Annotated in this window: 5 protein-coding genes; 1 reads left to right on the forward strand and 4 read right to left on the reverse strand. The window is 66.7% G+C overall.

What is annotated here, in order from left to right; translation table 11 throughout:
• Positions 1-36: 36 nt before the first annotated feature.
• From tssI to tssJ, 4 genes are all read right to left on the reverse strand, one after another.
• Positions 37-8,343, reverse strand: a complete 8,307-nt coding sequence (gene tssI / locus HV765_RS20045; RefSeq protein ID WP_175170743.1) for a type VI secretion system Vgr family protein — start codon at positions 8,341-8,343, stop codon at positions 37-39.
• A gap of 82 nt (positions 8,344-8,425) precedes the next feature.
• Positions 8,426-9,205 carry a type IVB secretion system protein IcmH/DotU gene (gene icmH / locus HV765_RS20050; protein ID WP_054420533.1) on the reverse strand — a complete coding sequence of 260 codons (780 nt, stop codon included), beginning with the start codon at positions 9,203-9,205 and terminating at the stop codon, positions 8,426-8,428.
• 16 nt (positions 9,206-9,221) lie between these two features.
• Positions 9,222-10,565, reverse strand: coding sequence for a type VI secretion system baseplate subunit TssK (gene tssK / locus HV765_RS20055; protein WP_175170744.1), 1,344 nt, complete (start codon positions 10,563-10,565; stop codon positions 9,222-9,224).
• A gap of 67 nt (positions 10,566-10,632) precedes the next feature.
• On the reverse strand, positions 10,633-11,250 hold the full coding sequence (gene tssJ / locus HV765_RS20060; protein ID WP_082386884.1) for a type VI secretion system lipoprotein TssJ: 618 nt from the start codon (positions 11,248-11,250) through the stop codon (positions 10,633-10,635).
• A 254-nt stretch (positions 11,251-11,504) separates the two neighbouring features.
• On the opposite strand from tssJ, the gene HV765_RS20065 reads away from it, so the two are divergent.
• Complete coding sequence (locus tag HV765_RS20065) at positions 11,505-12,128, forward strand: tetratricopeptide repeat protein (RefSeq protein WP_254600652.1); 624 nt, start codon at positions 11,505-11,507, stop codon at positions 12,126-12,128.
• The last annotated feature ends 39 nt before the right edge of the window (positions 12,129-12,167 follow it).

The raw sequence follows: 12,167 nt of genomic DNA on the forward strand, positions 1-12,167 counted from the left end.
CGGGCGGCGGTGGTCGTCGGGGCTAAGGCGGCGGCGTCAGAATGCCGTCCAGCCTTCGGAGCAGTCAACCTTGCGCACGGCCTTGCTGCAACTGGGGCAGAAATGAATGTTCGCGCAGGTGATGCCGTACATCACGCACTGCCCGATTTCTTCGTTGTACTCGCCATTCTGGTCGGGCAGGCCGTAATAGCAGTGGCCCCCTGCGTTGTAGTAGAAGTGCGGCGGCGGGTCCAGCTTTGAGTCGTCCGCCGACTCGTCCTGGTTGCGCAGCCCAGGCCAGTCGGGGCCGCTGGGCACCATGCCCAGCAAGTGGCCCATTTCGTGGGCAAGGGTTTCGGTCAGGTAGGCTTGCGAATTGGGTTCGTAAGGGTCCAGTGTCGACACGAACAGCAGGTTGGTGCCCGTGATGGCAAGGCCGGCGTAGCTGGCGGCCACGGTGTTGAACTGGATGTTCAGCATGCCGGTCAGCGGGGTGGGCGACACGCGGGTCAGGTCCACTGACACGGACCAGACCGACCCATTGCTCTCGCGGATGGGCGTGATCAGGTGGCGCGGAATCGGAATCGAGCGCTCGGCCCCCGAGGCGTCTGTGTAGAGGTAGCGCGCGTGCACCAGCCAGTCGTCGCTGGCGTCGAATTCGTACCAGAGGCTGGACCTGCTGCGGTCGTCATTGACGATGGGTACGGTCATGACGCGCCCGCCGGGGCCGGCGGGCACCGGCAGCCGCATGTCGCCGCTGACGCCCGGCGCGGCCAGGCGGTCCACGTGGCAAACGACCAGCGTATAGGGTTCGCGCTGCTTGCCTGCGGAACTGGAATAGACAGCGCGCACGGCGTTCATGATGGCTTGCTGGGACTCGGGGGTGTCGGCCGCGTCAACCGCCGAGCGGCCTCGGAATTGCAGGCGTGGAAGCTGGATCATGTCGATGCCGTGCAGCGCGAATTCCGCGGTGACGGGGGTGACGTCAGCCAGGTGGCCGGCCGGATGCGCGCTCATGCACATGACCTCCTGGATGTACAGGCGGCGCACGGTTTCGACGCGTTCGGTCTTGATCAGTTGCCCACGTTCGTCGCGCACTTCGAACAGGTACAGGTTCAGGCCGGCGGCGGGCAGCGTGATGTCGTCAACGATGCGGGTGCCGTCGGCGTTGGTGACGTAGCTGCGCGGGTTGCTGTGCGGTTCCTGATAGCTGGGGCGCCGGCCGCGTTCGCGTGCAGAGTAGGGAATGTTGGCGGGGTCGGGCTTGACCGTGATGGTGAAGCGGTGCTGGCCGGGGCGGTTGAACTCCACGTGAATGCGTGGGCGGTTCGATTGCCGTTCGGTGGTGGTCAGCGCGCTGCCGTCGTTCCAGCGTTCGGCCACTTGGGCCAGATTGACGTATTGCAGGCGCGCGCCGTCCTGGCGGGCGCGGTAGGTGGAGACGCCCGCCACCACGCGGCCGGAGCCCGCGGGGGCACCGCCAGGCAGGTTCGTGCCTTGCGTACGCGCCGTGGTTCCCAGCCCGACCGAGTCCAGCACATCGCGTGCGATCTGCGGCAGCGGTGAATCTGCCACGCCGGGAATTTTCATCAGCACGTCGGCCACCTTGGGCAAGGTTTCGGTGGCAAGCGTGGGGGATTGCAGGATGGCGCCGATCACGCTCGGCACCGACGACGATGACAGGCCCGGCATGCTCAGGATGGCCCCGGCCACGGATGGGATGTTCGATTGATTGACGTCGGGCAAGTTGAACAGCGTGTCAACGGCGGAACTCAAGGCGGCCATGCGGTCGCCACTGGCGTTCAACGCCTGCGTCATGACCGGCACGATCGCCGCGCCAACGTTGGCGCTGACGCCGCCTGCGGCGAACGTGGATGCGCTGGAGATCGCCGTGGACGCGGCGCTGGCCTGCTGCGCAAACGTCGCCAGGCCGCCGCCTGCCGCAACCGCGGCGATGCCGGATGCGCCCGCGCCACTGCTTGAGGCCGCGGTGCTTGCGGCGGCGCCTGCCCCTGCTGCGGCTGACAAGTCAGTCGCGCGGGTGGCGGGCGTGCTGTCTGACATGCCCGCCGCGCGCGCGGTCGTGTTGCCCAGGACGCTGTCGGGGCTGGAGGCAGGGGCGGTGCTTGCGATGGGCGCAGAGGCGGTGGGTGGAGAGGCAGTGGGCGCAGTGGCGGTGGGCGCAGTGCCTGCTGCCGAACCCGTGGCCGCGCTGCTCGTCGCCGCTGCGCCAGTTGTAGCGGATGGCGAAGCCGTGGCAGGGGAGGCGCTGGAGGGAGTATCGACGCCACCCGGGTCCGTGGAACCGGTGGCGGCGGAACCTTGATGCGTGGAGCTGGCCGGGTTGCCGGTGTCGGCGGACGTGGCGGTTGTAGCGGTCCCGGCATTGGCGTGGCTGCCTGCGTTGATGCCAGCGGTAGTGCCGGTATTGGTGCTCGCAGTGCCGCCAGCGTCTGCACCGACGCTCGCACCCGCACCGGACACAGCGTCCGTTCCCGCGACGCCACCCGAGGCAGAACCTGTTTGCGCGACTGTCCCCGCACCCGCACCCGCACCCGCACCCGGCGCAGACGCGGCCGCTACGGTTGCATCGCCGCCTGTCGCAGCCGTCGAGGCCGAGGCAGCGCTGGAACTCGTACTCGCCGCAGCGGCGGTCGCACTGGTTCCCGCGCTGGCGGTGCCAATCGCCGCGTTGCCAGAGGCTGACGCGTCGACGCCGGGAATGCCCAAGCCGCCACCGCCTGCACCCGGAAGGCCCGCGCCTTGCGGCAGCGAGGTTCCTGATGCCGGAACGAAGCCGGGCGTTTGCGGGGCAGCTTGCGGCATGGACGGCGCGCTGTTCAGCACGGCATCCGATCCCGGGACGCTGGTGGTGCTGGCGGTAAGGACGTTGGAGTCGCTTGTGATGCCAGCCTTGGACATCGTGGATAGGCTCGCGTCGTGGCTCGCTTCTGTGACCCGGGAATAAGCCTCAACTTGGGGCAAGGGTTCGGCAACCGACGGGAGCGTACTCGTCGTGACGTCAGGCACGTTGACGCTCGGCATCGCCGTGCCGGCAGGCGATGCAACGTTGGGCAGATCCAGTGCGCCGGACAAGGTGCTGTCAGCGGCGGACAGGGTTGATGCGGCGCTGCTGGCTGCAGAGGCGCTAGCGCTGAACAAGCTGCTGGCGCCTGCCGCGAGCGTCGTCAGCAAGGCCGCGTTCGGGACAGCGGAAGGGCGTTGCGCGGCATCGTCTTTATGCGTGGCGTCTGCTTGGGATGCTGCGTCTGCTTGGGATGCGGCGTGGGCGGACGATGCGGCGTGTGCGGACGATGCGGCGGCTTGCGTGGATTGCGTGGCATGCGCGGATGACAACGCGGATGGCAACGCGGATGGCAATGCCGATGATTGCGCCGATCCGTGTGCCTTCTCGCCGGCAGGAGTCGCGTGCCGCGTATCGCTGCTAAGTGCGGCGGCGGTGTGGTGGTGCGATGCTGCCGCGCCCGGCGTAGCGTGTGTTGGCGTCTGCGTGGTGGCGTCGTCGCGGGCGTCGTCATCCGAGCGCGAGCGTAGCGGCGTAGTCGCCGCCACCGTTGCCGCAACGGCGGCCAACAGGCCGGTGCTGGCGATAGCGGCGTTGTCGATCGCGGTTCCGATCGACAACTGCGTGGCGATGGATTCCGCTGGCGGTGCGTCGGCGGCAACCGGTGTCGACGGCAACGTCGCGGACGCGGTGTTGATTGAGCCGGACAGGGAAGTGTCGCGCGCCGAAATATTTTCGGCGTTGCTATTCAAGCCGTTTGCGTAAGGGGCCACGCTGGTCTTGTCGATGGCCGAAGCGTTGACCGTTGCGCCCAAGGCCGCCGTAGTGGTGGCGGCCGCGCCCAGATTCACCGCGTCAAGGCTGACGGGCGCCGCGCTGGCGGTTCCGAAGCTGGCCGTGCCTGCGTTGGCCGTCCCTGCCTGGGTTGCAATGACGCCCGCCGCATCCGCACCCATCGCGCGCGTGCTTGTCGGGTTGAGCGCCTGAATGGCCGCCTCCGAAGCGACATGCTCTGCCGTCACGCTTTGAACATCCGCCGCGCTGGTAGCGTTGGTCAACCCTGCGGAATTGACGTTCGGCGTGGATAGGTCAGCAGTCGAATAATCGGATGCGAACGTGGCCGGCTTCACGACTGCGGGCGCATCGACTCCTGGCGCATCAATGGCGTTCACGCCGAATGGCGAGTTGCCCAGGCTGGCGGTGTCGATGCCCGTTGTCGCAGGCGCGGTGGCCAACGTGGTGGCCGGGATGGCGTTGCCGGCTGCCGATTGCGCCAACGTGTTCGTTGCAGCAACGCCTGCACCCGCTGCGCCCGCTACGCCCGCTGCGCCTGCACCAGCGGCGACACCAGCGCCTGCACCCGTGCCTGCGGCGGCGCCAGCAATGACGCCCGTGCCGGAGGTGACCCCCGTGCCGGAGGTGACACCCGTGCCGGAGGCGACACCTGTGCCGGAGGCGACACCTGTGCCGGCGGTGACACCCGCGCCGGAGGCGACACCCGCGGCGCCGACGGGCGCGTCCATTCCCGCCACGGCGGGGGCTGAGGCCGTCGAGGCCACCGGCATGTTGGCGGTACTTCCCATCGATGCTGGCGACGTCGCGGATGCTTGCGCTGCGGCCATCGGCGACCCGGCGGCAGTCGTTGCTGCATCAGGCGTACCGGAAGACATGCCGGTGCTGGTGGACGCTGACATCGGAGCGGATGCGGTGGCGGCCGGCGACACGCTGGCAGGCGCGCCATCCGATGCGGTGGCGCTGCTTGTTCCATTTGCGCCAGCCACGTTCGTCGAGGTTGTATTGGGCGAGGAGGCAGCGGATGCCGCAGGCGTCGGCGCAGCAGTAGACGCCGTCGCGGTAGAAGGTGCAGCCGCTGAACTCGGTGCCGTGGTGGCAGGCGCCGATGCGGATGCCGCCGGCGAAGTCGATGCCGAGGTAGGAGCCGAGGCCGATGCCGAAGCGGGAGCCGAAGCAGGAGCAGCAGCCGAAGCAGCAGCCGAAGCAGCAGCAGGAGCAGCACCAGGAGCCGTCGCCGATGCAGATGCCGTTGCAGCACCGCCCGCCGAACTCGCACCCGCCACACTCGCCTGGGGCGCGGCCCCGACGCTCGACCCGACACCTGCACCCGCTTCAGAACCCACCCCCGCACCCGCCCCAACGCCCGCAAAGCCTGCCGCGCTGCTGATCATCTTCGATGCGCCTTCGGGCGCAACGGATGCCAGCATGTCGGTGGCGGCGGGCAGGGCCGATGCGGGGTTCTTGATCAAGTCCGCCGCCTTCGTCACCGTGCCAGCCGCCGACGTCGCGCTGTCGATCATGCCGCTTGCGCCCGGCGCGACGGAGCCCAGCAGGCCCGATGCGGCGGGTAGCGCCGACATCGGGTTGGCGACCATGGCTTGCGCTTGCGACACCATGCCCATTGTGTTCTTGGCGGTCGACATCAGGCCGCCCAAGGCGGGGCTTGCGTTGCCCAGCAAGCCAGAACCTGCCGAGAGTGCGCCCATCGGATTCTTCGCCAGCCCGGCCAGCGTGTTCGCCTGGCCGGCCAGCTGCGACAGCTTGGAGGCGGCGCCGGCCGCGGTCTTGCCCAATTCACTCAAGCCACTGGGCACGACATCGCCCAGCCCTGCCGCGGCACCAGCCCCCGCGCCGGTGCCCGCGCCGCCAAACCCCGCCATCAAACTCGCACCGGCCTTCTTCGCCGCGGTGGCGAACACGCCGTCCTTGTGCACCAGCTCCGCACTGACGATCAGCGGATCGTCAACGGTGGTGCTGGGCAGCGCCGGAAGATTGGCGGCGTCGTTGCCCGGCCCGACGAAGTTGTGCGTTGCGCCCTTGACCGAGAACAGGCCCGGCCCCTTGAAGACGATGTCCGCGCCGTCCAGCGTGACGCTGCCGCCTGCGGCTTGCAAAGTGACGCGCTGGTTGCCCAGGATCTCGATGCCTTCGGCGGACGAGGTGACGGTGATGTCCTGGCCGGCCAGCGCTTCCAGGATGTCGGTGTGCGCGTGCAAGGACACGGGCGCTTGCGCCGAGATGGCGCGGATCGGGCCTTGCTGTGCGAACACGCTGGCAGAGCGCGCCGAGACGGCCGCGTAGGTCTGCTGGGCGGCGACGTGGGCGTCGGACTGCGCGGTGGTGTGCAGGTGCTCGCCCGCGTGCAGCACGGCGCTGGCGGGCGTGGCCAGGTTCAGTGAATTCGGGGTGTCGATAAACAGATGCGGGCCGTTGATGCGTTCGACGGCGGCATCGCCCGTGCGTTGGCCGTTGGCGGCTTTGCCGGCGGCTTGTCCGTTGACTTGCGGCGTGTAGCGGCCGTCTTGCTCGGGGTCCAGCGCCTGGAGCAGGGCGTCGTAGCCCTCGGCCGCAGCCAAGGGGCGCGCCTGATGTTGGCCGGCGCTGTCGTTCAAGCGGCGCGAGGCGTCTTGCGCGCCGCGCAGCAGCAACAGCGCTTCTTCGGCGTCGGCCTGCGTCGACTTGCCTTGTTCGCGTGCCGTGGCCGATATCAGCATGCCCTGGCCCGAACGCGCCACGGTCCAGGCATCCGAGCGTAGTTCGAAGCCGGTGCCGCGCCATTGACCGCGGTTGGCGTCGTCGAGTTCTTGGTCGACCAGGTAACCCAGGCCCAGCTGCGTGGCGGCCGTGGAGCTCGCCAGGCGCGTGCGCAGTTTGCCCTTGGTGTCGTCAAAGACCCATTGGTTGCGTCCTGCGCCGTCCAGCCCCTGGCTGTGCCAGCCGCTTAGTACGCCCGCGTGGTTGGCGTCGCCGTTCTCTCCGGCGGACCAGGGCGGCAGGTCGGCGTCGTTGTATAGCTGGCCCGCAACAACGGGCTGGTCGATATCGCCATCAATAAATTCGACGATGACTTCGGTGCCGCCGCGCGGCAGATGGTGCGCGCCCCAGTTGGGGCCAGCCTGCGAGCTGGCCACGCGCAGCCATGTGCCGGAGCGTTCGTCGCCGGGGGCGTTGCCGCTGGCGTCGCCATGGGTGCGATGGGGCAGGCCGCCGGTCAAGGGCTTTTCCCCGCGTTGCCACGGGAATTGCACCTTCACGCGCAAGTCGCGGTCTGACGTGATGGGCGCATCGGTGGCGCTGACCACGACCGCAGCCAGGCCCTCGGGCGCGGTGGGGCGTGGGCGCCAGACCGGGATCAATGCCGCGGCTTCGGGCTGTGCGCGAAAGCGGTTGCGATACGTGCCGCGTTCCATGTCGGGCGTGTTCAATATTTGCGCCGCCTGGCCGCCCAGATTGTTGGTGGCTTCGTGCGTGACATCCAGCAAGACGTAGCGGTTGACGCCCAGCTCGTCCACAGCCTGCCCGCCGCCGCCTGCGGCATAGCGGTCGTGCTGGCTCAGCGCGAACAGCCGGCCGGGCGCAAGCGAGCGGGCCGTGCCCGCGCCTTCAAAGCGCACCAGCGTGGACTCATGGGCGCGCAAGGCGCGCGCCACGCTTTGTTCAGCGGCGTCGTCATCGGCGTAGCGGCCATGGCCGGAATAGTCGTAGTCCTCAAGCACGGGCAAGGCTTCGACCTGCACCTGCGAACGGGTTTGCGCGGCGTGCGCGGTCAGCGAGCGCTCGTTCCAGGCCGCGCGTGCGACCGAGTTCGGGCGCACCGTCTGCACGGCCGCAAAGCGCGTGATGCTGTCGCGCGTTTCGGTGGCGTCGCTGCGATGAAAGCGCAAGGGCGATGCCGGGTCTTCGGGGCGTGCCGCGTCGGCGTCGAAGATGACGACGCGATGGCGCGCGCCGCCGCCTGCGGATTGCGCATCGTCCTGCTGGTGTTCGAAGCGATAGCTCAGGCCCGCTTCGGCCAGGATGCGCTGCACGAAATCCAGGTCTGACTCGCGGTACTGCGTGCAAGCGGCGCGCGGTGTCAGGGCGGCAGTCACTTCAAAGGCGAACGCGGCCTGGGGATAATCCGAAAACACCTCGCTGACGATGTCTTGCACCGACAGGTCTTGATAGATGAAGCTGTCGCGCCGCAAGGCCAGCGCGGCCATCCACGGCGCGGCGTGCAAGCGGTAGCGGGCCAGGCCGCCATCTGCGCCCAAGGCATCGACCCCGTCGACCACCGCATGCCAGCGCCGCATCGAGCCATCGGCCTGCAACAGGCTGACGCTGATCTCCTTGCCCAGCAACGCCGCCACGTCGAGCTCGGCGCTGGCCGCCAGGCAGTCCAGCGTCAGCGAGAACAGACGCGAGACGCCTTCGCGCAAGGTCATGTGTTCGGCCACCAGCTCTGCATCCAGCGGCGTGCTCACGCGCAGCAGCCGCGCTTGTTGCGACAAGGTGGCGATGTTCAGCGAAGAGTAGGCCGGGGCGTTCGAAGACAAGGCGTTCATAGGACTTGGCGGTGTTCGATCGGCAGTGCCGAAGGCGCGCAGTACGCGCCGGAAGGGGCGGGGGCGGCGTGGCGGTTACGGGCTACGGCAGCGAAATGGTCAGGTGCGCGGCGCGTGGACCCAGCTTGACGATGTCGTGATACGGCGCCATCGCGGTCTGCATTTCGCTGTTCAGGAAGTGGCCCATGCCCAGGAACGCCAGCAGGCCCAGCAGCGCAAACACCGCCATGATCGACCACAGCGGCACGTCGCGCTTGAGCGTGTGGGCCACTTTGTCGGGCAAGGGCCAGTGCGGTGCGAAGCCGGTGCGCTTGCCGCGCAGTAACGCAATTTCGTCGCCCAGGCGCGCAGTCAGATAGCCGAGCTTTTCCTGGCCTTCGATCAGGTACTTGCCCTGAAAACCCAGCAGCAGGCACATGTAATAGATCTCTAGCGATTGCAGGCGCGGTGCGCCTTGGGCACGCAGGTCTTCAAGGCGAGCGAAGAAATTCTCGCCGGCCAGTTGTTCGCCGAACAGCGTCAGCTGCAAGGGTTGCAGCATCCACGCATCACGAATGGCGAAGCGGGAATTCAAGACGGTTTCATCGACGGCCGCGCAGAAGGCGTACTTGGTGGCGTACACGTCTTCGGCAGGAATATCCATTTTCTTGGCGGCGCGCTCGTAGTCCGCCAGGAACTGCTGCACGCGCGCCGAGAAGGCGGCCGCATCGGTGGGCTCCTGTCCGCTTTTCACCAGGAACAACATCAAGAAGCCGTCGTACAACAGGTCCAGCAATGACTTGGCGGGGCGGCTGGCGTGAAAGTCGGCCGCGCGCGGGGGCAGGGTTGCGCCGGACATCAGGGAAGGGGTGTCAGCGGTCATGGCGGTGTCGTTCCTGTCAGCGAGTCACTGCGATCAAATCCAGCTTGAGTTCGGGAATGCCTGCGGGCGCATAGATGGCGATGCTGCGCGCTTGCAGCATGCGGTCGTACAGCGAGCCGCGCGTCTGCAAAGCGAAATAGACGGCGCCGGGCTTTACCGGCACGGCAGGCGGCACTTGCGGCGTGTAGGCCAGCGGCACGCCCGGCATGGCCGACAGCACGAGCTTGTCCACGTCTTCCGGCGCGCCCACCTTGAAGCGCATGGGCACGCTCTCGGAGAGTTCGGCGGCCGGCATCGCGGCCTGCACCGCCAGGTACAGCGAGGTGGTTTCGTCGAGCTTTTCGGAGTCGAGCCGGCCCATGTGGAACGAGGGCCGCAGTTCTTCGAGCACGATGGAGAAGTAGCGCGTGGAAATCACCGTTTCAAGCAGGTCGCGCAGAATCTCGTCCATGCGTGCAAACGCAGGGCCGGGCGCGTCGTGGCGATACACGGGCAGATCGGCCAGCGTGTGGACTTTCGAGAATGTCATCAGCGCGCCGGCCAGCCGCGCCAGTTCCTGGAACAGGCGTTCGGGATGCAGCTGCGGATGATGGAACAGGTGCGAGAGCGTGGCGTAGGCTTCGTTGGCGGTATGCAGCAGCCAGAACGAGGCCACGTCGCCCGAGCGGAATTCAATGATGTTCTTGCTGGGCTCGCGATGAAACCCATAGAGCGCGTTGACCTTCGCTTGCAGCGCGTCGAGCAGGCGGCGCAGCTGTTCATGCAGCGCGCCCGAAGCCGTTAGCGACAGGCTGGGCGCGATGAATGTGCTGTCCAGTTCATAGCCCGCGCTGGCGGTGCGGCGCACGCGCGCAACAGGTATCGCCAGCAGTTCGTCGCGCGGTTCGAATTCGGAAATCAGGCGCACGTCTTTGCGCAGGAAGGCCAGTTCCGCGGTGGTGGCGCCGGTGTAGAGATCCGGCGCGGGCGTGTTGTTGTGCGTGTAGCGCGTGTCGAAACTCGCGGCCTGGCCATCACGGTAGTTGCCGCCAATGGCCTTGAGCGGATGAATCGCCAGATAGAACACCGCTTCGCTCACGCCATCCAGCGCAGTCAGCGCAACCGGGGGCGGCAGCTCATCGCCGTGGGGCGCGTTGTAGAGCTCGCCGTCTGGAAACACGGCGCTCATTTCGGTGGCGCGCAGCATGCCGTTGGCAAGCGCCGACGCATCAAAGCGCGCGGATCGCAACCCCCATGCATAAGGGTGCAGTGCGCGGGCCATCTCGGCCAGCCGGTCTTCGTGATACGCGTCCTGCCGCTGGAAATGCTGCGGTCTCAGGAACAATCCTTCGCCCCAAAGGACTTTGGCTGAATAACTCAAGTTGGCGCTCCCTCTCTTGTCTTTCTATGTCTATCTATATAGAAGGCGGGCGGCCGCGCAGTGCGCGTCAACCAGGGCACTGCACGCCGGATAAGCGTGCGGGGTCAAAGGTTGGTATGCCCGCCGGCAGTGTGGGTTTGCCCGTGGCGACTGTCAGCGCGCACGCATGCGCGCCTAAAACAATGCCACTGTCTTCCACACCGTCGACCTTGAATACGTACTTCCAACGCATTGGCGCGGGGGCGTAGAACAGCCCCGCGATCGCAATGTATTCCGCTTGTTTAGGGACCTTTTCCACGGTCTCGTAACGCTGGCCAGGTGTGAGTGTTAGCTCGCGTACGCCCAACACTGTTTCACCCAGCGCGGCTTTCTCTTGCGCAGTGTCTATCAATTGCGTGAGCGGTGCACGCTGGAATTGCTCAGGATTCTTCAGGTAGTATATTTTTGTAACGACAGCCATCGATTGCCCGCTGCTGGCATTCAAATTTTCTCCGGCGTGAATCGCTAATTTCACTTCCACAGGCGCGTTTTCAGGCTTTTTCAGGCCTGCCATCTCCATCGCATTACCGGTCAAACCGGCCACTGCGCCGATAGCCGAAACGGCCGCACATCCAGTAACGGCGGTGCTTGCAAGCGCGCAAGCCGCCACTGCGAACAAACGTGATAAATGGATATGTTTGGACATGGCCCTTTATACCGGAACTGTGTGAAGCAATACAGATCGCGGCATGATGAATGCAATTTCGATGCAAGTAACATGAAGACACGCGCTGTAGCGCGGTACTAACAAAAGGTTGTTGAAATACGGCCCCTAGTTACAACCTTGCTAGGTGCTTAAAAATGCCCTTTTCCCGCCTCGTTGTTATTGCTGGTGTTGTTGCAGTAATGGCCGGCTGTGCCACCGTCAAACCACAGTCGGAAGCTGAATTCAAACAATCCATGGACGCCGCGCAAAAGACGCTGGAGCAGAAGGGTGCTGACCAGGCTGTTGTGCAATTCGAAGAGATCGCGCAGCGCAATCCGTCCAAGGGCGAGCCCTGGTCTTACATCGCCAAGATTCGTTTTGACGAACAGAAGTATGGGCAGGCGATTGTTGCCGCCGATGAAACGCTGAGCCGCGACCCGCAGGACTTTGTCGCCAAGACCGTGCGCGCCGTGGGTGGCTTGCGGGTGGCGATGCAGTCGCTGGCGGACCTGCGCGCCGATGCGCTGTTGGCGGGCAACGCGCGTGCCGATGCGGTGGCGTTGGCCGAATCCATGCGCGAGACGCTGGGGCAGGATGTGCTGTTCCCTGAAGGCCGCCGCCCGCCGCCGCGTCCCCGCCAGCCTCCGCGCAAGGTGGACCCGGCGCCTGGCGCAGCCACCTCTGGCGCCGCAATCCCGGCCACTACGACTCCTGGCGCCGCAACCCCGTCATCGCAAGCCGCGTCGTCTGGCGCGGCCCCTGCCACCGTTCCCGCAGCACCCCCGGCGGCTCAGCCGTCGGCGCCTCAACCCGCTTCCCCGCCCGCCCAGCAGCCTAACCGCGCGCCGAATCCGTTCGGCGACCTGCTTACCAAGTGATTTGCCTGAGCGTGCGCCGCGCCATGCGGCGCACGCTTG

Origin of the sequence: Achromobacter kerstersii, assembly GCF_902859595.1 — a bacterium.
GTDB classification, from domain to species: domain Bacteria; phylum Pseudomonadota; class Gammaproteobacteria; order Burkholderiales; family Burkholderiaceae_B; genus Achromobacter; species Achromobacter kerstersii.

What these genes read in the sequence shown, in the direction of transcription:
- tssI (WP_175170743.1), bottom strand. Translation starts at nt 8,343, where the DNA reads ATGAACGCCTTGTCTTCGAACGCCCCGGCCTACTCTTCGCTGAACATC.
- icmH (WP_054420533.1), bottom strand. Translation starts at nt 9,205, where the DNA reads ATGACCGCTGACACCCCTTCCCTGATGTCCGGCGCAACCCTGCCCCCG.
- tssJ (WP_082386884.1), bottom strand. Translation starts at nt 11,250, where the DNA reads ATGTCCAAACATATCCATTTATCACGTTTGTTCGCAGTGGCGGCTTGC.
- HV765_RS20065 (WP_254600652.1), top strand. Translation starts at nt 11,505, where the DNA reads ATGGACGCCGCGCAAAAGACGCTGGAGCAGAAGGGTGCTGACCAGGCT.